Here is a 20,276-nt window from a genome sequence, read left to right on the forward strand (position 1 = left end):
CTCGACCCAGCACCAGGAGGTGATCCATGTCTGCACGGGATGTTGTCTTCCCTGCCCAGCGCCAAGCGCTGTATGAACAGAACCGCTATTCGCCAGCGGTGCGCTCCAACGGTTTTCTGTTTGTGTCGGGGCAGGTCGGCAGCCGGCCCGATGGTAATCCTGAGCCTGAACTGGCAGCCCAGGTCAGGCTTGCGTTCGACAATCTGGATGCCATCCTGGCGGCTGCGGGTTGCACTTTCGAGGATGTGGTCGATGTGACGGTCTTTATCGTCGATCCTGCCCAGAATTTTGAGCTCATCTGGCAGGTGTTCTCGGAATGCTGGGGTGGGGCGCCGCATCCGACGCTGACTGGTGTAGGGGTGACCTGGCTGTACGGCTACCAGTTTGAGATCAAGGTGATAGCCAGGCTGCCTGAGTCGGCCTCCGTCCAGGGGGGCCGGGGCTAGCCCGAATGATGCCCACTAGGCGTTTGAAAGGGTATCTGGCTGCGGGGGAGCGTATCACCTGTCGCAGGCCTGGCTACACTATGGTAGGCCGACCTGGCAGCGCCCGGGGCAGGCCGGGCGCTGCACCGGGTGTGCTTGCTAGCCTAGCGTGCCGTTCAGGGGCTTGCTGTTGGCGGCCTCAACCTGTACCGGGCGTGCTTCTGTGCGCTGCAGCCCTTCGGGCCGGGTGGCCTGGGCATTGAGCGAGCGGACATCGCCTGATAGCTCGCCGCCTTCCTCTACCAGCATCTTGCCGTAGCGTATGGTGCCGTTGACCCGGCCGGTGGCGTGGACCACCAGTTGCTGGCGCACGGTCAGCTCGCCATCAAAGTGGCCGTGTATCTCGGCGATGTCGATGCTGACCTTGCCGGAGAAGGCGCCTTTTTCGGCGATGCGCAGCACCCGGCTGTCCATGGTGGCCTCGACTCGGCCCTCTACCACCAGGGTGTCGCAATCTAGAATCTCGGCGCCCTTGAGCTTGACATTGGGGCCGACGCTGAGCTGGCTGGGGCTGTCGCCATCGATTTTGGCGGCGGGCGTTGTTGCAATGGGTTCGGGCGCTGGCTTGGGCGGGGTGCTACCCAGTTCCAGGCCGGAATAGGCGCTGCCTACGCTGCGCTGGCTGGGGGTGGAGGGGCTGCTGGTGCGGTTGTCGCTCTCCTGACCATTGGCGTTGTGACGGGCGAGTGGACTGGTCTTGTTGAACATGGCGTTCCTTGGTGATGGGAGCAGGAATGCACCGAGGCTCGGGCTCCGCGGCGCCAGTGTTGCACCCCGCAGAACGGGGTGAGCGCCTGAGCCATACAAAAGCCGTGCCACCAGGCGCTATGCCTGTCGTATCAGCGAGATGGCCGTACAGGTGCGGCGATGAGGCGCACTTGGGCCAGGGATTTGTCGGGTAGAGGCGACGCATTGGCGGGGCGTTTTGGATAAGTTCATGAAAAAGCAGCGTAAAGCATTGTCGTGTGGTGGCGACATGACGATGCTGGGCTGTGGCCAGGGACGGCCTTTTTGAGGTGCCGATGATCGAACTGGGTGTTGCCGATCCTGGCGAGGTTTGGTGTGTGGCGCCTGGCGCTGGCATGATGCGGGCCTGACCGAGGCAGGAGGGCAGTTAGGGCATGACATGGCGTGAAAGCCGGCGTGAATACGGCAGGCGCATGAATAGCGTCTTGGACTATATCGATCGTCATTTGGGGGAGCCGCTGGACCTTGAGACGGTGGCCGCGGTGGCGCACTTTTCTCCCTATCATTTCCACCGGCTGTTTGCGGCGTGGATGGGCGAGACGCTGGGCGACTACCTTTGGCGCCGCCGCCTGGAGCGAGGCGCCTTGCTGCTGTGCAATGGCGATCAGGCCATCCTGGCAGTGGCGCTGTCGATAGGGTTTGGGTCGCCGGAGGCATTTACCCGGGCCTTCAAGGCGCGCTTTGGCTGCACACCGACCAGTTGGCGCAAGGGGGCGGCGGAACGCGCGCAAGCCTTGCTGGAGGAGATGCAGGCCCGGCGCGCGCAACAGATGCGCAAGCAGGATCAAGTGCAGCGCAAGCTCGATCAGGCTGGCCAGGAGGGAAATGGCGATGATGCGGACTCATTCAAAGCCTGGGAGGCCCATATGCAAGTCCGCATCGTGCAACTATCTGCCTGCAAGATCGCTTATCAACGCTATATCGGCCCTTATGGCCCCGGCGTGAGCCGCTTCTGGGCGCAGACCTTTATTCCATGGCTGGCTGCTGCGGGGCTGACCGGGCGATCGTGCTACGGCATAGGCCACGACGACCCCAGCGTCACTGCGCCGGATAAATGCCGCTACGACGCGGCTGTTGTTGTGCCGGACGACTATGTGGCCAGCGGCAGCGCCGTGCTATCCAGTCTGCCTGGTGGCTGCTATGCCGTGGCCAGGTTCGAGGGCACCGGGGCAGATATCGGCGATGCTTGGCTGACCTTGCTGCGTGACTGGCTGCCATCCAGCGGCATGCAGTGCGACAACAGACCTTGTTTCGAGCACTATCCGGCCGATGCCCAATACGACCCGGAGACGCAGGTGTTCAACTGCGAGCTGTGTTTGCCGGTACGGCCGGCTTAGTCCGAACGGCGGACGCAGCCTTCGACGTTGCCGGCGGCAAGCATACTCAGGCCCGGCGCCGCAGGACGACATGCGTGGCCTTCTCTGACGGGACGAACTCAACGCATTCGTATCCTCGGGCCCGCAAGTCCAACCCTGCGAACAGCGCGGCACCCTCGCCTAGCAGGATAGGCGAGATGGCAATGTGTAACTCATCTATCAGGCCCTCGCGAAGGTACTGCTGGATGGTGGCAGCCCCGCCGCCGATGCGCACGTCCTTGCCGGCTGCGGCTACACGAGCCTGGGCTAGCGCTTCGTGTATGCCGCCTGTGATGAAGTGGAAGGTCGTGCCGCCTTCCATCTCGATGGGGGCGCGAGCATGATGGGTCAAGATGAATACCGGGACGTGATACGGCGGACTATCTCCCCACCAGCCTTGCCAACTGGTGTCTGGCCAAGCGCCCCGGATGGGGCTGAACATATTCCGCCCAAGTATCCAGGCACCGACATTCTGGAAGCCTCGGGCGGCGAAATCATCGTCCACCGCGGTCGTGCCGCCGTCCTTGCCGAACAGGGCACGCTGTATGGTGCGGGTGGGGATTAGCCACTGGTGCAGCTCTGCCCCACCCACGCCGAGCGGGTTGTTGATGTCTTGATCGGGCCCCGCGCCGTATCCGTCGAGTGAGATGGTGAAGCTCTCAACGCGAACTCGTGTCATGTTTTCCCCTGTTTACATGTGTCGGCGTAGCTATAAGGGAGTCTAGACGCAAAGTCGGAGTCTACTGCGCATCATTGGCCTGAACCCCTTTGGGCCTTGTGGTGCGAGTAGGTCATAGCCATGCGCTGTCATCGGCAGGCGGACGGGTAATACACCACCCGTCATGGGTATAAAACAACCCACATTCATTCAGCTATGTGCGCTTACCCGAGTCTGAGCGACTCGGTTGGGGCTGGATTGGGAATGTCTTGGGCGGGGGTGGCATGCGCATTGCAAGCCCATTGCACTCGACGATCTAATAGCCTGAATGGGGGTATGACGTGAAGCGCAAAGCCAGTGACGACCATGGTAGTTCAGGCGGTGACACCGGCCACAAGAAGCTCAAGCCGCTGACGGCGGTGAATCCCTTTAATTTTACCGGCCAGAAGACGAGTGACCTGGGTAAGCCACGGACGCCACCGGTCAAGACGGGCAAGGAGTTTTCCGACGCCATCATCCGGATGCGTGGCAATAGCGATGAAAGCGTCCGCACCAAGGTGGCCCTCAATCTGCAGGGGGCGAGCGGTAAGGCTGAGGTACACAAGATCGGCGCCAGTTTCAGCATCATGACCCATTCCACCACGGAGCTGACCCAGGGCATGATGAACAGTAGTGCGCCGTCGGCCTATCTATCTACGCCCAAGGCCATCAAGAAGACCAAGGACGCGCAGAAGAACAAGGAGGCCGAGGAAAAACGGCAGCAGAAGATCGTGACACATAGCGTGCTGCCGGTTGATCTCTCGCTGGAGCGGGCCACGCTGGAAAGCCGGGTGATCAAGCAGTTGTCGCCGGTGCAGGAGGGGGATGCACCCTACCATGCCTCTGCCAAGGTCAGTGCTTTTCCTTCCTTGGGCCTGTCTACCAAGGAAACCGCCAAGTCATCACCGCTGGGTGGTATTGCGATAGGGTCGTTTCTGGAAGACGTGACGGCTGGCCGCGCGGTGGGCATGGACCATATTGGCTCGGCCATGCGAGCCAAGACCATGGCGGCGAAGTGGCGGATGAAGCTGGCTGGCAACGAGGATGCCGGAAAGCGCTTCCAGTCCACCATGCTGGAGCAGTTTCCACAGCTGGGCAAGGGTGGGTTGGCGGTGGGCAAATTGAAGGATTCTGGCATCTCGGCGCTGAAGTCACACTGGGAGTCTGGCGGCACCAAGTTCTCCAAGAGCGATCAACTCGGGCATATCAGCAATGCGCATCAAGAGGCCTATAACGCTGGACTGGCGACCTTCAGCCATAAGTTTGACCAGATGGCTGACTCCAACTTCAAGGGGGGCACTTGGTGGACCAGCAAAAAGGCGAAGATAGACAAGATCATGGCGCACCACCAAAGCGGCGATGAGAAACGGCAGGAGAAGGCGCAACGCCAATACCAGAAACTGAGTGCGACCTATCTGCAGCGGAAGATGGCAAGGCATGGCATCAAGTCGGACTGATACTGCTGTGTGCATTCAAGGCTGCCGTGTGACGGGCTAGCGAAACCACTGCTGCCTGAGTGCGGCTAGGCCGGCTTCCCATTCGGCGGCCAGTACCGGGTCGCGGCTGGGATCGCCGCGTTGGCGGAGTGCGGTTTCCAGCGCTGCGCGGGCGGCTTGATAGCCTTGGGCCTGCTGCTGGTGGCGTGCATCGTCGGCATCCTGGGCGGCCAGTTGGCGAGCCATGTCGGCGCCCAGGTACTGGGTGCGTAGCTGCAGGCGGATGGCATCGCGCTGGGCGGCGTTCAGCCCCAGTTCGGCGGCGGCTAGTACCCAATGCAGTTTTTCTGCGGGCGCTTGCTGTGCCGTGAGGTGATCGTAATAGCTGCCGTAATGTTGGCGCTGCAGGGCATCAAGGGCTTGCTGCCGGGCTGCTGGGGGCAGGCTGGCGGCAGGGCCGGCCAGGAAAGACTGGACTGCCGCCTGGAAGGCGATCTGCGCGTGTTGTTCGCCATAGAGCAACTGGGTGACTTCTGTGCCCGCGATCTGCTGGCGGGCCGTATTGATGCGGGCCAGCCGCTCGGCCAGGGGGGCTTGGCTGTCTTGTACCAGATTGGCCACGGCGCGTTCCATGGTGGGGTGGGCGGCCAGGGCCCTTCGCAGCAGATGGGCTTCTTGCGGACTGAGGGCACTGAGTTCGCCTTCGGGCCAGTTGGGGCAGGCGGGTTTGCAGGCCCGACGGACTTCGGCTTGCAGCTCGAGCAAGCTGCGCTGGCCGGCCAGGACAGTGCGCAAGGCTGCCAGGCGCTGGGCGGCTGCGGTCTGCTGGGGCGGGAGCGCCGGGATGGCTGTGGTGGTACTGGATGCAAGCACGGGCGGTGGTGGGGTGATGGCGGCTGGGGCAGTCGTGGTGGCTTGGGCGACAGGCCAGAGATACCAGAGGGTCAGCGTCAGTGCGGTGATCAGGCTCAATAGCAGGGTGCGTGGCATGGGATAGGCGCCTTTGCGTGATGGCGGCTTTGCGATGAGCAGGGGGCCGTGGCCTCCCATTCCTCTACCAGCGTAGAGGGTGGGGAGACCATGGCTTTGCTGGCGGTGCTTAGTAGCGGAAGCGCCCGGCGACGGCGAAGTGGTCGGAAAGATCACGCAAGGACCAGACGGCGGGCGTGATGCTGCGGTAGACCGTGACCTCGTTCTCGCTGCGGCTGGGCTGGCGATGGCCGTTGGAGACCAGCACGTAGTCCAGGTATTCGCGCCCTGCGCTGGCCAGACTGTTGACGCTGGCGTCGTAGGTCCAGCTGTAGCCCTGGATGGCCGGCTGGTTGGCGCCGAGTAGGCCCAGCATCTGCTGGTAGTCGTCGGCGGTGGCGTAACGGTCTACGTTCAGATCGCCGGCGTAGAACAGGGCGTCGCTAGCGGGTGGCCGTTGCTGGTCGACGAACTGGCGCAGGGTGCTGAGCTGGGCCAGGCGTACGCTGCGTTCGGTTGCGCCGTTCCAGGCCTGGGTGTGGGTACCGGCAATATGGTAGGCCTTACCCTGTTTGATGATCTCGACCACCATGACGCCCTTGTTGGACAGGCAGTCGGTACCTGAGCACTGGCTGTAGACCATTTGCCGTTCGCCAGCGATAGGCCAGCGGCTGACGATAAAGACTCCGCCATCCTCGTAGACATTGGCTTTATCCACGACCTGGGTCTGGTAGGGGAATTCTGATCTTAAGGCGGCGCGGAGCTGGTCGCGGCAGCCGTTATCGAAGGCCTCGCTGAAGACGACGGCGTCGAAATTGCGGGTATGGGTGGGGACGTCGCTCCAGCGGTCGCAGATCTGCTTGGCGCCGATCACGCCCCAGATGTTCCAGCTCAGTATCTTGAACTCATTGCTGGCCGAGGCGGTTTCGACGGTGGCATCGGGCTGGATGACGTAGTGGAAGTCGTCGTAGCCGCCGGTGAACTGGGCGCGGTAGGACAGAGTAGCCTGCAGGCCGGCGAAGCGGGTGCGACCGTTGTGCAGCTCGCGGTCAGCATACCAGGGGTGGCTGAAATCGGCCGAGCGGGCTGCGGCCCAGATGCTGCTGCCGATGAATTTGCCTTGCAGGCGCTGCTGCAGCACCACGGCATGTGCGCCCTGGCGGACGGTGGTCTCGAAATAGAAGTTCTTGCCGCTGCTGATGCCTTGATCGCGGTTCATCCACAGTATCTTGCGGGTGCCGTAGGCCGGTATGGTGGTTTCGTACTGGCCCCAGTGGCTGCCTTGCTGCAGGGCTTTGTCCCCCGTCTGCACCGTGCTGAGCGTGACCGGCTGGGCGGTATTGTTGCTGAGGTAAACGTAGCTTTCGGCACTGGCCAGTGAGGCCAGCAGGGTACAGGCTGCGATACGCAGCCAGGTGGTAATGCGCATGATGCTTTATCTCCTCGAGTTGAGTACTGGTAGGCGATGCGACGTCTGCAGCAGGTCTATTTCTAGAACCGAGATATAAAATAAAACAGTGTTATTTAAGTATGACTAAGCTTGTGTTGCGTTTTTGAGGCGGCGATGTAGGAGCCTATTCAAAGTCCTTTCGCCGCGCGCCGGCCAGCGGGCCGCGACGCGGCGAAAGGAATTTGAACAGGCTCTAATGGCTTACCCGTGCATCGCCGGGGGGCTGGCACTGCAGACAATGCAGGCCAGCGGGGCTAGGCGTGATGGCGCTAGACGGGCTCGGTGCTGCGCAGCAGCCATTGCTGTGCGGCACCGGTGACCAGCGGCAACAGCCGCTCGCGTACGGTGGCGTGGTACTGGTTGAGCCAGGCGCGTTCATCCTCCCGCAGCAGCGACAGCATCAGGCAGCGGCTGTCTATGGGGCATAGCGTCAGGGTTTCAAAGGCCAGGAATTCGCCGAACTCGGTCTCGCCCGCCGGGATGTTGTGCATCAGGTTCTCTATGCGCACACCCCACAGGCCGGCCCGGTAGATGCCGGGTTCGTTGGAGCTGATCATGCCGGCCAGCATGGCGGTATGGGGTTCGGGGGCGGTGTAGGGCGAGATGCTTTGTGGGCCTTCGTGCACATTGAGGAAGTAACCCACGCCGTGGCCGGTGCCGTGGCCGTAGTTGATGCCGGCGGCCCAGATGGGGGTGCGGGCCAGGGCATCGAGCATGGGGCTGCGGGTACCTGTGGGAAAGCGCGCCTGCGATAGCTGGATCACGCCCTTGAGTACCAGGGTGAAGTCCTGCCGCTGCTGGTCGGTGATCTCGCCGATGGCGATGGTGCGCGTGATGTCGGTGGTGCCGCCCAGATACTGGCCGCCCGAGTCGATCAATAGCAGGCCGTTGCCTTCGATGACCGCATGGCTTGCGGGCGTGGCGCAGTAGTGGGGCATGGCGCCGTTGCCGTTGAAGCCGGCAATGGTGGCGAAGCTCGCACTGACAAAGCCGGGGCGGCGGGCGCGGGCGGCGGTCAGGTGGGTGTCGATGTCCACCTCGGTCAGCCGCTGACCTTGCGCCAGGGCTGCCTCCAGCCAGGCGAAGAATTCACACAGGGCGGCGCCATCGTGGGCCATGGTCAGGCGCAGGTTGGCGACTTCGGCGGGGGATTTGACGGCCTTGGCCAGGGTGCTGGGGTTGATGGCTTCGATCCGCTTGACCCCGGCCGGCAGGGTATCGACCAGGCCGACGGTGACGCGGCGAGGGTCTAGCAAGATGCTGCTGCCGGATGGCAGGGCGCGCAAGGCATGGGTCGCCTGGTTGTAGTCGGCCAGGGCGACACCATCGGCGGCCAGCCGTGCGGTCAGCGCAGCATCGACCTTGCCGGGTGCCAGGAACAGGGTGGCCTGGCTGGGGCTGAGCAGGGCATGGGCAACAAACACGGGGTTGAAGCTGACGTCGCTGCCGCGCAGATTGAACAGCCAGGCTATGTCGTCCAGCGAGGAGATGAAATGCCAGTCGGCCCCTTGCTCGTGCATTTGGGCGCGGACCCATGCCAGCCGCTCGGCGCGGCTGAGATCGGCGTGGGGTGCCAGATGCTCGTATACCGGCGCGGCGGGCAGGCCGGGGCGATCCAGCCAGATGCTGGCGAGCAGGTCGATATCGGTACGCAAGGAGATGTCGCTGGCGCAGAGGGCAGTGTTGAGCGTGCGGCGCAGGCCCAGGCCCAGTACTTCGCCAGCCACGGCGACGCTGCTGCCTGGGGGCAAGTGCGCAGCCAGCCAGGGGATATAGGCGGTGCTGGCGGCGGTATCAGTCTTCATCAAGGCGATGCCGCTGCCGGCCAGTTCGGCTTCGGCCTGCACCCAGTAGCGGCTGTCTACCCACAGACCGGCAAAATCGGCGGTGACGATGAGGGTGCCGACCGAGCCCTGGAAGCCGCTGAGCCAGCGGCGGCCCTGCCAGCGGGTGGGCAGGTATTCGGACAGATGAGGATCGGCCGAGGGCACGATACAGGCGTGCAGGCCGTTTGCCTGCATGGCTTGACGCAGGTTGGCAAGGTGCTGGGTGGCGGTGTGGAGCGGGGCGTTCATCGGGGTCTCGCTAGAATAAAAAGGTGCGGCGGGCCTTGTGGACCCGCCGCAAGTCGGCGACCGCGCAGGGAGGGGTCAACCCTGCACGGTGGGCAAGACGCTACGGAGCGATAGCGGCCAGCCCGTGAGGATGCCGAAACGGGGTGGGCAGGTGAGGCTCAGCTGCCGCTGACGGTTTCCAGCACCGTCCACTTGCCTTTCTGGGCCTTGTAGACGGTGATGTCGCCAAACTTGAGATCGCCACGGGCGTCGTAGGCGATATTGGGCGAGCTGACGCCGGCATGGCGGGTCTTGGCCAGGAAGGGCAGGTAGCGGGCGGGGGCGGTGGAGTTGGCGGCCTTCATGGCCTTGAACATCACCATGGTGGCGTCGTAGGAATAGGGGGCGTAGAAATCGGCGGCGCCGAAGCGTGCCTTGACCCGTGCCACCAGCTCGGATGCGCCCGGTGTCTTCTCTACCGGCAGGCCAGCCAGCGAGGCGATGACGCCGTCGCCAGCGTCGCCCGTCAGCTTGAGGTAGTTGTCGGTGCGGGTCATTTCGCCGGAAATCAGCTGCGCCTTGATGCCCAGGCGACGCATCTGCAGGGTCAGCGGGGCGGACTGGGCATCGGCACCACCGTAGAAGATGGCCGCCGGCTGCTTGGCCTTGATATTGGTGAGGATGCTGGAGAAGTCGGTAGCCTTGTCGGTGGTGTATTCGCGCTGTACCACCACGCCGCCGGCAGCCTTGGCGGCTTTCTCGAACTGGTCGGCCAGCCCTTGGCCATAGGCGGTGCGGTCATCGATGATGGCGATGGTCTTGAGCCCCAGCTTCTTGACGACAAAGCCGCCCATGACGCTGCCCTGCTGAGTGTCGCTGGTCATGGCGCGGAAGGTGGTCTTGAAGCCTTGGGCGGTGTAGGTCGGGGCGGTCGCCATGGCAATCTGCGGAATGCCGGCGTCGGCGTAAACCTTGGAGGCCGGGATGGAGGTGCCGGAGTTGAAGTGGCCGATGATGCCGCTGACCTTGGCATCGACGAAGCGCTGCGCCACGCTGGTGGCGGACTTGGGGTCGGCCTGATCGTCTTCGGTCATTAGCTCGAACTTCACCGGCGAGCCGCCGATGACGGGGGCTTGCTTGTTGATGTCTTCCAGCGCCAGCACGATGCCGGCCTTCATGTCGGCACCGTAGTGCGCTTGCGGGCCAGTGAGCGGGGCGGCGAAGCCCAGTTTGACCGTAGTGGGGCCGGCAGCGGCAACTGATGAGGCGAGCAGGGCGCTGGCCAGGATCAGGGCGCATTGCTTGGGTGCAGGGTGTGGCATGTTGTCCTCTCTTCTTGGTGGTGTTGCTGCGTGGGCCGGCGAGCCGGCCCGCTGGCTTCCTCGGTATCTGCCGCGGTGCTGCCGCGCTTGTCGGGCTGGCTGGGCGGGCCAGCCCCTTTATGTTGGAGACGGGTGACTCATCCCCCATCCCGGCGGTATTGGCCGTCCACCATGCGCATCAGGCCCAACGGATTGGCGGCTTGCAGGGCAGCAGGCAGCAGCTCATCAGGCCAGTTCTGGTAGCAGATTGGGCGGGCGAAGCGCAGCAGGGAGGCGGCACCGACCGAGGTGCTGCGGCTATCGGATGCGGCTGGGTAGGGGCCGCCATGCACCATGGCATGACAGACCTCGACCCCGGTGGGATAGCCGCCGAACAGCACGCGGCCCGCCTTGCTGGCCAACAGGGCTGGCAGGCCCGGCCAGGCGGCAAGCTCGGTCGTCTCGGCATGGAGTGTGGCGGTCAGTTGTCCATCCAGGCTGTGCAGCACCTGCATCAGTTCGGCCGGGTTGGCGCAGCGCACCAGCACGGTGACCGGGCCAAAGACCTCGTGGGTCAAGGCCGGCTGGGCCAGTACGCGATCCGCATCGGTCTCCAGCAGGGCGGGGCCGGTACGGTGGGGGCCTGGGGTATTGCACAGCAGTTGCACGACGCCTTCCTGGCGGGCCCGGGTGGCCAGCGCATCATGAAAGCTGGCGGCGATGGCGGCGCTGAGCATGGGGGCTGCCTGCACCTTGGCCAGTTGCAGGGTGAGGCGATCTCGCAGGCGCTGGTAGCCCTCGCCCTCCACCGCCAGGACCAGGCCGGGACAGGTGCAGAACTGGCCGTTGCCCAGGGTGACCGAGGCGGCCAGGCCATCGGCGATGGACTCGGCATGGCGGCTGAGCGATTGGGGCAGGACGATCACCGGATTGCTGCTGCCCATTTCGGCATACACCGGTATGGGGTGCGGGCGGGCGGCGGCGGCATCCATCAGCGCCCGGCCGGCCCGCAGGGAGCCGGTGAAGCCGACTGCCTGTATGCCGGGGTGCTTGACCAGGGCCTGGCCGATGCTGATGCCGGCGTCGAACAGCAGCGAGAAGACGCCTTCGGGCAGATCGAGCGCCCGGGCGGCTTCGATGATGGCCAGGCCAATCCGCTCGCTGGTAGCCGGATGGGCTGGGTGGGCCTTGACCACGACCGGGCAGCCGGCGGCCAGGGCCGAGGCGGTATCGCCACCGGCCACCGAGAAGGCCAGCGGGAAGTTGCTGGCGCCGAATACCGCGACTGGCCCCAAGGGCTGCAGCATGGAGCGCAGCTCGGGCCGGGGCTGCGGCAGGCGCTGGGCTTGTGCGCTGTCCAGCCGTGCATCGACCCAATCACCCTGCTCGGCCAGTTGGGCAAATAGCCGCAATTGACCTGTGGTGCGTGCCAACTCGCCGCGCACCCGTGCCTCGGGCAGGCCGGTCTCCTGTGGCACCAGCTCGGCCAATTCATCGGCCAGTGCCTCCAGCCGCTCGGCGATGCCGCGCAGGAAGGCGCCATGCAGGCTACCGCCCAGGGCAGCGTAGGCAGGTGCGGCCTGCTGCGCCAGGGTCACCGCCCGGTCCAGTTCCGAGGGGTGAGCGGCGTGGAAGTGCTGGGGCAGCAGCTCGCCGGTGGCCGGGTTGCTGGCCTGAAAGCGGCTGTCGCTGGGGCTGCCGTGGTCGTAGCCGATCAGCGACAAGCCTTGTAGCAAGGGGGCGTTGCTCATAGGGCTGGGCGCGTGGCAAGCGCGTGCTGGATGATGGCTTCGGCTTCGGCCAACTCGGCGCCTTCCAGGGCCAGGCGCGGGCCGCGGACGCGGTGGTGGCAGACCCCCAGTTTTTCTTGCACCAGTTTGATCAGCTGTACGAACTTGGGCACGGTATCGAGCCGCAGCAAGGGCAGGAACCAAGCGTAAAGGCGGGCGGCTTCTTCGTAGCGGCCTGCGCGGGCCAGTTCGAACAGGCGCACCGATTCGGCCGGCAGGGCATCGACCAGGCCGGCGATCCAGAACTGGGCACCGGCGGCAACACCTTCCACCAGGACATCATCGACACCCACGCCCAGGGCCAGGCGATCTCCGGCCAGTGCCTTGATGGCGGTGATGCGGCGGACGTCGGTGGAGGACTCCTTCACGGCCTTGACGTTGTCGAACTCGTTGGCCAGTTCGAGGATCTGCTCGGGCTTGAAGTCGGTCTTGTAGGCAACCGGGTTGTTGTAAATGATGCAGGGCAAGGGCGTGGCCTGGATGACGGCGGCCAGGTGAGCCTTCATCTCGCGCCAGTCGCTGCTGTAGACATAGGGTGGCAGCACCATCAGACCCTTGGCGCCATGGTGGGCTGCGGCCTTGGCCAGCTTGACGGCCTCGTGGGTGGAGAGGGCGGCGATGCCGGGGATGACGGGGATGTCGACGGCGCGGGCGCAGGTTTCGATCAGGGCGACCTTTTCGTCGAACTCCAGGGTGGCGCCTTCGCCCAGCGAACCACAGGGCACGATGCCGCTGCAGCCATGGCCGGCCAGCCATTGGACGGTCTGGGTCAGGGCTTCGTGATCTACGCTCAGGTCGGCTGCGAACGGCGTGGTGATGGCAGGCATGACGCCTTCGAAACGGATACTCATGTGGGATTTGCCTTTGCTAGGGTAGGCTCAAGCAGGCTGCCGAGCCGGGTGGGGAGTAAGGGGGGGCGGTCGCCGCTGCCTTGCCAGCCATAGAGGGACTCGCAGGCAGCACCACAGATACGGCCCTGGCAGGCACCCATGCCGCAGCGGGTCTGCAGCTTGGCCTCGCGCCAGCTGTCGAACAGCTGCAGGCTGGCGTGGCTGACGTCCTCGCAGCGGCATACCAGGGTGTCGGGCTGGGCCAGTTGGGTGATGGCGGGTTGCAGGGCGAAGTGTTTGTCCAGCAGTGCGGCAAACGCTAGCTGCCGTTTGCGCCTTGGGGCCAGCGCCTGGGCGGCGGCGACGGCGCCGGTGGCGGCCAGCCCGGCAATGCGGCCTTCCAGCAGGGCTTTATCGACGCCACCGATGCCGGTGGCCTCGCCTACGGCATAGATGCCGGCTTGCGAGGTCTGCATCAGGGCATCGACTTCGGCGGCGCCCTGGCTGATCTGGCAGTGCAAGGCACGTAGCAGTTCGGTATTCGGCAGCAGGCCATAGCCCACGCCCAGCCAGTCGCACGGCAGGGTGAGGGTGCGGGCGCCCAGTTGCAGCTGCACTCCTTCCAGCCGGGTTTGGCCTAGCGCGGCCAGTACATGGCTGGCATGGTGATAGGGCACGCCGCCCAACTGCCAGGCCAACGAGGCGGCCTGGGCCAGCTTGGCCGGATAGGCCTTGAGGGCCCAGCCAAAGCGGGCCAGCTGCGACCAGGGTGCCTGCTCGGCAATCAGCAGCACCTGGGCACCGGCGGCGCGCAGGGTGGCTGCGCTGGCCAGCAGCAAGGGGCCGGTGCCGGCCAACACGATGTGCTGGTCGCGGACATCCAGCCCGCCCTTGACCAGGGCTTGCAGCCCGCCTGCGCCCGTAACGCCTGGCAGTGTCCAGCCGGGGAAGGGCAACAGTCGTTCGCGGGCGCCGCTGGCGATGATGAGCTTGCCGTAGCGCAATACCTGGGCGCGGTGGGGGTCTTCCAGCAGCAACTGGCCGGGGGCGGGTATGGCTGCGACGCGGAAGCCGCTGAGCAGGCGCGCCTGGCTGTCGGCCAGCTGGCGGAAGGTGCTGCTGGCCGAGGCCGGCGCCTGGCTCGGGCCGCCACGCCAGATCTGCCCGCCAGGGCGTGGGTTGTCGTCCACCAGGGTGACGTGGGCGCCCTGGGCGCAGGCGGCGATGGCGGCAGCCATGCCGGCAGGACCGGCGCCGATGATGGCGATGTCGGTATGCAGCTCAGAGCTCACGCGCTACCTCCATGCCTTCGTATACCACCCGTTGGCAGGCACGCTGGTGCGGCTGACCATCGATGGTGACCCGGCATTCGAAGCACACGCCCATGCCGCACAGGGCGGCACGCGGCTGGCCACTGACCGAGCAGCGGCCGGGCAGGCCCGCCAGGGCGGCGGCCAGATTGCTGCCCAGGGTGGCAAGGTGGGCCTGGCCATCGATAAACAGTTGCACCTTCATGCGGCGACTCCCACCGGGTGGTGCTGATCGGCCAGGCTCCAGGGGCCGAAGCGGGCGGGGTTGTAGGGGGTGGGATCGAGGGCGGGTGCCTGTTCGCACAGCAGATCGGCCAGCAGATGGGCGCTGGCAAGCGCGGTGGTGATGCCCAGACCCTCGTGGCCAGTGGCCAGCCAGAGTCGGCTGTGGCCGGGCACCTTGCCCAACAGGGGCAGTTTGTCTGGCGTGGCGGGCCGGAACCCCGCCCAGCTGCGCAGGGCTTGCAACTGGCGCAGGCTGGGCAGGTATTCCAGCGCGCGGCTGAGCATGGCCTGTAGCAGCGGCCAGTTGATCGCGGGGTCGGTATCGTGAAACTGGCGGGACGAACCAATCAGCAACTGGCCGGTGGCGCGGGGCTGGACATTGAATGCGACGGAATCGCCATCGCTGGCGTGGGCAGAGCGGATATAGCCCAGTTCCACCAGTTGGTGGCGGATGCGTTGCGGATAGCGCTCGGTGATCAGCAACTGGCCTTTGCGCGGCTTGAGTGGCAGGCCGGGCAGGAGCGTGGCGCTGGCATTGCCGGCGGCGATGACGATATGGCGGGCGCGCAGCAGCCGACCATCGGCCAGGCGGGCGACGCCTTCGTCGTCCACGCTGCTGACCTGGGCCTTGCACCAGAGCTGCGCCCCCAGGGCCTGGGCGTTTTGCAGCAACCAGCGGCTGGCGACTGGGGGGTAGAGCACGGCATCGTCGGGAACCTGCAGGGCGCCGGCCAAGTTGGGCGCCAGGGCGGGTTCCAGCTTGCGCAGGGCGGTGGCGGGCAGCAGGTTGCTGCTGAGACCGTGCTGCTGGTAGCCGGCCTGCTTGCGCTCGGCCTCCTGCATCTCGGCCTCGTCGCGCGCCAGCCAGAGGGTGCCGCAGGCGCGGTACTCGGCATTGGCTGGCAGCTCATGGCGGCGGGCTTGCCAGCGTGCCAGGCCGTCACGGCTCAGTGCCAGCTCGGCAGGGTTGTCGTCCAGCACCACCAGGTGGCCCATGCCGGCGGCTGAGGTGCCGGCTGCCGGGATGGCGGCCTCGGCAACGGCGACCCGCAGTCCGCGCCGGGCACATTGCTCGGCCAGCGCGCTGCCTATGATGCCGGCACCGATGATCAGCACGTCGCCGTGCATGACGGGATTCACGCCATGGCCTCGCTGCGTATGCCCCAGGCGAACGGGTCTTGCGGGTCTATCATCAGGGTGGTGGCGCCGTTGACATAGGCAGTGCCGGTGATGCGGGGGTAGAGCTGGCCGTCGGCCTGCTCGTATTGCGCTTCGAACACGCTGCCTATGATGCTTTCCTGCCACCAGATCTGGCCTGCAGCCAGCTTGCCGTCGGCGGCCAGGCAGGCAAGTTTGGCGCTGGTGCCGGTGCCGCAGGGGGAACGGTCGTAGGCGAGGCCGGGGCAAAGTACGAAGCTGCGGGAGTCGGCCACGCTACTGGGGCCGAACAGCTCGATATGGTCGATCTCGCTGCCATCGTCGCCACGTATGCCGGCCTGATCCAGCACGGCACGCAGGCGGACGCTGCAGTCGGTCAGCTGGGCAATATTGTCGGACTGGACTTGCAGGCCGTGATCGCTGACCAGGAAGAACCAGTTGCCGCCCCAGGCGATATCCCCGTGCATGCGACCATAGCCGGGTACTTCGACGGCCACCTGGGCGGCGCTGCGGTAGCTGGCAACATTGCGCAGGCTGACCCGGTTGCCGCGTTGCAGGGTGGCTTCAACCACGCCTACCGGGGTTTCGATACGGTGGGTGCCCTCGCCTATGCGGCCCAGGTGGGCCAGGGTGACGACCAGGCCTATGGTGCCGTGGCCGCACATGCCTATGGTGCCGACGTTGTTGAAGAAGATGACGCCCGCCACGCAGCTGGGGTCGCGCGGTTCGCACAGCAAGGCGCCGACCACCGGGTCGCTGCCGCGTGGTTCATTGCATATCGCGGAGCGGTAGTGATCGAATTCACTACCGAAACGGGCGCGCCGTTCGGCCAGGGTGCCGTGGCCCAGGCGTGGGCCGCCGCTGATGACGACGCGGGTCGGCTCGCCGCCAGTGTGGGAGTCGATGATCTGGATTTGCTGCATTTGAGACATGAGGCTTGCCCGTTGATTGGGAATGCCGTCATGCTAGTTTCTAGAGGCCGATGCGATCTTGTGTGATCAGCGCGTAAAAAGGCCCGTTTTTGGCAAATGCGATAGAGATGGGAACAAATCGGATGGATAGCACGCTCAAGGCCTGGCGCGAGGACTTTGTCAGCTGCCTGGCTCAGCCGCTGTTTGTGGAAGCCTTGTTTGACCGTATGCCGGACATGGTGTTTTCAGTAAAGGATCGTGCCGGACGCTACATCACCATGAGCCAGGCCTGTGCGGAGCGCTGCGGCCTGGCGGGCAAGCATGAGGCGGTGGGGCGAACGGCGCATGAGTTGTTCCCGCCCCATATGGCAGACCGCTATGCCGAACAGGATGAGCAGTTGTTCCGCACTGGCCTGCCCATAGTCGACAACCTGGACCTGACCCTGTTCAACAACCGCGAGCCAGGCTGGTGTCTCAGCAACAAGACCCCCTTGCTCGATGCGCAGGGCAGCATCATCGGCCTGGCCTGTTTGTCACGCGATCTACTGGAGCCCAGCCGGGCCGGCATCGTGGATGCCCGCATGGCAGAGGCGGTGGACCATATGCTGGCCTGCTATGCCCAGCCACAGTCAGTGGAGGCGCTGGCCGAGATGGCGGGTATCTCGCTGGCGCAGTTTGAGCGGCGCATGAAGAAGATATTCCAGCTCAGCGCCGGGCAGTTCCTGACCAAGCTGCGCATCGATGCGGCCGCCCGCCAGCTGGCGCAGAGCCAGGCGGCTATCTCGGATATCGCGCTGGATTGCGGCTTCTGTGACCAGAGCGCGCTATCCAAGCAGTTCCGGCAACTGACGGGCATGACCCCGAGGGACTATCGCCTGTGGGTGCGGCGGGGGTAGTCGCACCCCAAGGTGTGGACAAGGGAGTTTTGATATGCGGCACCTTCGTTGTGATACGAGATTGCCCGCAAAAAACGCCCCCTTGGCTGGCAAGCTTTGCAAGGTAGAAAGGGGGCACTCATGCCCCGTCTTGCTGGAGAGCCAAGGGTTTTGGAAGCACCTTGGACCGCCCATCGTCGGTAAATAGGCTGGGATCCCGGTTGCTGATGGCGTGGCTGTACTGCTCGCGCCAGTGCAGGATGAGCTGCTGCTGGGCTGGCGGCAGGTCGTTCATAGAAGCCCCCCAGAAACTGTAGAGGGGGAGTGGATCGGGTTTGTTGTTACAACGGGAGGTGGTATTGATACCCCCAGAGTTCATTAATTCCCCTGTGTAGCACTTTACTGCATGCATATAGCTACCCTGCCCGCAGGGGAGGCCGGCATCACATAATGCATAAGCCAGCGCGATGTGGCGCATTTCCGTGGCCTCTATGGTGGATATGCCCTTGGTGCCATCATGCAGCAAATAGGTAAGCTGTTCTGGGGTGACGTTGAAGGCAAACACTTCCAGTCCGGCTCGGTTGCCTTGCTTGATCATATCCATCAGTTCCAGGTTGATTCTCGCGGTGTCATAACCCAATGCGTTGGCTCGCATCATCAGAGATGCCGGGCCGCCGCGCTTGATGGCAGCGGCTGCCAGTTCCTGGTAAACCTTGGGCCACTCTGTGCTGGATAGGTTGAGGAAGCCACGGCAGCGATCGAGTAGCAGGCGGCTGTTGGCCCCATTGCCCGGTATGTTGCCGGGCTTGCTGAAGCTATCGCGTGTATCCGGTGAATAGAAAATGGCACACATATCCATGGCCATTTTCGCGAACGCAGGGGCATCGGGGCCGGGATCGTCTCGGTACTTGAGAAATTCGCTGTAGATGTCCGTCGCGGTGTGGAGGCCATGGACCGGATTGGTCGGCCGGGCCGCTATTGGCGTGCTGCGGTCAAACAAGCCTGCCTGAGGCTGAACCGGAACCGCAGAAGGGTTAGCTGCGGTGGGCGGAGCAGATAGAGAAATAGACTGCGCGGATTGGCTGGGGACAAGCACTGCCAAGGCGAGTAGAAGTAGGGCGGCAAGGCCTATCCAGTGGGATTTTTTCATTTTGTGTTCTGAGGGACGCCGGCTAGGCGGCGGTCCCTGATCTTGTTGCAAGTGATAAGGAGCCGCCTAGCCAAGCCAGGTTGCGCCGGTCTTATCTGGCGGCAAACAGGCTGGGGTCTCGGTTATTGATGGCGTGGTTGAACTGCTTGCGCCAGTGCGTGATGAATTGCTGCTGGGTGGGTGTCATATCGCTCATGGAGGAGCCGTAGGCGTTGTAGGCCGGCAAGGCATCTGGCCCGGTGGTGCAGCGGAGGGTGGATTGTGGGTTAATCGCCAGCAGGGATTCCGTGAGTTGGCAGCGGAGGGCGCCTATGGGGCTTTCCGGCCCGCAGGGCATGCCAGCATCGCAGATGGCGTAGCGGAGGGCGAGGAAGAGCATATGATTGGCCTCATAGGGTTCCATGCCCATGGTCTCGCCATTCAGCAGGTAGCCGAGGTGTTGATCGGCACCGCTACCCGAGAACGCCTCTAGCCCGACCAGATTGCCTTGCTGCACCATGCCTGCCAGTTCCTGCCGTACCTGTGGGGCACCAGCGGGTAGTGAAAATGCTCGCTGCGCCAGTGAAGCAGGCCCTGCACGCTTGATGGCCTCGGCCTCCAGCGCACGGGCTAATTTTTTCCATTCTGCCGTGGGGATGTTCAGAAAGCCCTGGCAACGATCGATGATCCGGCGAAAGCTGGGGCTAAAGTAGCCTTTTTCCGCCTCCCTGATGGTCTGGCGGGACTTCTGTGTAGAGAACAGTTGGCACATATACAAGGCCTTCAGGGCGAAGGCCGGACCATCGGGGCTGGGGTCATTCCGATACTTGAGGAACTCGCTGTAGACATCGTCGGTAGTCTGCAGGCTATAGCCGGCAGCGATCGCTGTCGCGTTGGCGCTTGGCTGGGCGCGGTCGAACAGGCTGGTGCCGGCTTGTGCTGATGCCACCGTGGGGGTCGAGGGCGCGGTCGGCCTGGGTTGGGTATTGGCCGGCTGGGTAGTGCGGAACGCGAACAGGGCCAGGCTGAGGAGCAGCAGGGCAGCAAGGCCTATCCAGAGTGATTTCTTCAACATTAAGTCGTTACCCTGTTGGGGTAAGGTGTGGAGCTGGCAACAGGAGGCACACCCGACCGTGCCGGGTGTGCGAACTACCGATGATCAATAGGCTGGCCGTTGAGGCAGGGGACTAGCGATTGGGGATATCGAAGTTCCAGCCCAGGCGCTTTTCCCAGTCTATGGGGTCGTAGCCGTACTGGGTGTTGAAGTCGCCGTCTATCGTGACATGCAGGTTGCAACTGGTGAAGGGCGAGCGGCCGCCTTGTGACTGCAGGGTGCGGAGTTTGCGCAGGGATTGATCCAGGCCTTTGATAGGGGGCAGGGATATTTCCTTCCACTGCCCTTGTTCCTGGGTAATGAAGGTGTTGACGCAATCGCTCTGCTGATCGTCGACCCGGTAGTTGAGGACGAAGGCATGCCAATCTTTTCCCTGGGCGTCGATGGCGTCCAGCACCAGGTCGGTAATGTCTTGAAAAATCTCGTTTTCCATCAGTGCT

General features: G+C 64.3%; 19 protein-coding genes. 4 read left to right on the forward strand and 15 right to left on the reverse strand.

The window, feature by feature from the left end:
* The first annotated feature begins 26 nt into the window (after positions 1–26).
* Entirely contained in the window at positions 27–446 is a 420-nt protein-coding gene (locus tag QQK16_RS13685; RefSeq protein ID WP_284197042.1) for a RidA family protein, read from the forward strand.
* A 138-nt stretch (positions 447–584) separates the two neighbouring features.
* On the opposite strand, the gene QQK16_RS13690 is transcribed toward QQK16_RS13685, so the two are convergent.
* The gene (locus QQK16_RS13690; RefSeq protein ID WP_284197043.1) at positions 585–1,193 is read right to left on the reverse strand and encodes a bactofilin family protein; all 609 of its coding nucleotides are present in this window, start codon (positions 1,191–1,193) and stop codon (positions 585–587) included.
* Between the two features lie 452 nt (positions 1,194–1,645).
* On the opposite strand from QQK16_RS13690, the gene QQK16_RS13695 reads away from it, so the two are divergent.
* The gene (locus QQK16_RS13695) at positions 1,646–2,569 is read left to right on the forward strand and encodes an AraC family transcriptional regulator (RefSeq protein WP_284197044.1); all 924 of its coding nucleotides are present in this window, start codon (positions 1,646–1,648) and stop codon (positions 2,567–2,569) included.
* A 46-nt stretch (positions 2,570–2,615) separates the two neighbouring features.
* On the opposite strand, the gene QQK16_RS13700 is transcribed toward QQK16_RS13695, so the two are convergent.
* Complete coding sequence (locus QQK16_RS13700) at positions 2,616–3,266, reverse strand: dihydrofolate reductase family protein (protein ID WP_284197045.1); 651 nt, start codon at positions 3,264–3,266, stop codon at positions 2,616–2,618.
* A gap of 320 nt (positions 3,267–3,586) precedes the next feature.
* Between QQK16_RS13700 and QQK16_RS13705 the strand changes: the two genes are divergently transcribed.
* The gene (locus QQK16_RS13705; protein WP_284197046.1) at positions 3,587–4,741 is read left to right on the forward strand and encodes a hypothetical protein; all 1,155 of its coding nucleotides are present in this window, start codon (positions 3,587–3,589) and stop codon (positions 4,739–4,741) included.
* A 36-nt stretch (positions 4,742–4,777) separates the two neighbouring features.
* On the opposite strand, the gene QQK16_RS13710 is transcribed toward QQK16_RS13705, so the two are convergent.
* From QQK16_RS13710 to QQK16_RS13755, 10 genes are all read right to left on the reverse strand, one after another.
* On the reverse strand, positions 4,778–5,710 hold the full coding sequence (locus QQK16_RS13710; protein ID WP_284197047.1) for a lipase secretion chaperone: 933 nt from the start codon (positions 5,708–5,710) through the stop codon (positions 4,778–4,780).
* A gap of 109 nt (positions 5,711–5,819) precedes the next feature.
* Positions 5,820–7,118 carry a sphingomyelin phosphodiesterase gene (locus QQK16_RS13715; RefSeq protein WP_284197048.1) on the reverse strand — a complete coding sequence of 433 codons (1,299 nt, stop codon included), beginning with the start codon at positions 7,116–7,118 and terminating at the stop codon, positions 5,820–5,822.
* 290 nt (positions 7,119–7,408) lie between these two features.
* Positions 7,409–9,214, reverse strand: coding sequence for an aminopeptidase P family protein (locus QQK16_RS13720; protein ID WP_284197049.1), 1,806 nt, complete (start codon positions 9,212–9,214; stop codon positions 7,409–7,411).
* A 158-nt stretch (positions 9,215–9,372) separates the two neighbouring features.
* Positions 9,373–10,515, reverse strand: coding sequence for a branched-chain amino acid ABC transporter substrate-binding protein (locus QQK16_RS13725; protein WP_284197050.1), 1,143 nt, complete (start codon positions 10,513–10,515; stop codon positions 9,373–9,375).
* A 137-nt stretch (positions 10,516–10,652) separates the two neighbouring features.
* Positions 10,653–12,245 (reverse strand): aldehyde dehydrogenase (NADP(+)), encoded by a 1,593-nt coding sequence (locus QQK16_RS13730; RefSeq protein WP_284197051.1) that lies wholly within the window; start codon positions 12,243–12,245, stop codon positions 10,653–10,655.
* The gene (locus QQK16_RS13735; RefSeq protein ID WP_284197052.1) at positions 12,242–13,135 is read right to left on the reverse strand and encodes a dihydrodipicolinate synthase family protein; all 894 of its coding nucleotides are present in this window, start codon (positions 13,133–13,135) and stop codon (positions 12,242–12,244) included. The genes QQK16_RS13730 and QQK16_RS13735 overlap by 4 nt, the downstream gene beginning before the upstream one ends.
* Complete coding sequence (locus tag QQK16_RS13740; RefSeq protein WP_284197053.1) at positions 13,132–14,406, reverse strand: NAD(P)/FAD-dependent oxidoreductase; 1,275 nt, start codon at positions 14,404–14,406, stop codon at positions 13,132–13,134. The genes QQK16_RS13735 and QQK16_RS13740 overlap by 4 nt, the downstream gene beginning before the upstream one ends.
* Positions 14,396–14,629, reverse strand: coding sequence for a (2Fe-2S)-binding protein (locus QQK16_RS13745; protein ID WP_284197054.1), 234 nt, complete (start codon positions 14,627–14,629; stop codon positions 14,396–14,398). The genes QQK16_RS13740 and QQK16_RS13745 overlap by 11 nt, the downstream gene beginning before the upstream one ends.
* Complete coding sequence (locus QQK16_RS13750; RefSeq protein ID WP_284197055.1) at positions 14,626–15,789, reverse strand: NAD(P)/FAD-dependent oxidoreductase; 1,164 nt, start codon at positions 15,787–15,789, stop codon at positions 14,626–14,628. The genes QQK16_RS13745 and QQK16_RS13750 overlap by 4 nt, the downstream gene beginning before the upstream one ends.
* Positions 15,786–16,739 carry a 4-hydroxyproline epimerase gene (locus QQK16_RS13755; protein WP_308447037.1) on the reverse strand — a complete coding sequence of 318 codons (954 nt, stop codon included), beginning with the start codon at positions 16,737–16,739 and terminating at the stop codon, positions 15,786–15,788. Before QQK16_RS13755 ends, QQK16_RS13750 begins: the two co-directional genes overlap by 4 nt.
* 122 nt (positions 16,740–16,861) lie before the next feature.
* Here QQK16_RS13755 and QQK16_RS13760 point away from each other — a divergent pair, with 122 nt between their 5' ends.
* The gene (locus tag QQK16_RS13760; protein WP_284197056.1) at positions 16,862–17,614 is read left to right on the forward strand and encodes an AraC family transcriptional regulator; all 753 of its coding nucleotides are present in this window, start codon (positions 16,862–16,864) and stop codon (positions 17,612–17,614) included.
* A 118-nt stretch (positions 17,615–17,732) separates the two neighbouring features.
* Here the strand turns inward: QQK16_RS13760 and QQK16_RS13765 are convergent, their stop codons facing one another.
* The 3 genes from QQK16_RS13765 to QQK16_RS13775 form a co-directional block, all read right to left on the reverse strand.
* On the reverse strand, positions 17,733–18,743 hold the full coding sequence (locus QQK16_RS13765; RefSeq protein WP_284197057.1) for a hypothetical protein: 1,011 nt from the start codon (positions 18,741–18,743) through the stop codon (positions 17,733–17,735).
* 91 nt (positions 18,744–18,834) lie between these two features.
* Entirely contained in the window at positions 18,835–19,797 is a 963-nt protein-coding gene (locus QQK16_RS13770; RefSeq protein ID WP_284197058.1) for a hypothetical protein, read from the reverse strand.
* 112 nt (positions 19,798–19,909) lie between these two features.
* Positions 19,910–20,269, reverse strand: a complete 360-nt coding sequence (locus QQK16_RS13775) for a hypothetical protein (RefSeq protein ID WP_284197059.1) — start codon at positions 20,267–20,269, stop codon at positions 19,910–19,912.
* Between the last annotated feature and the right edge of the window lie 7 nt (positions 20,270–20,276).

Origin of the sequence: Chitinimonas prasina (assembly GCF_030160395.1) — a bacterium.
GTDB classification, from domain to species: domain Bacteria; phylum Pseudomonadota; class Gammaproteobacteria; order Burkholderiales; family Chitinimonadaceae; genus Chitinimonas; species Chitinimonas prasina.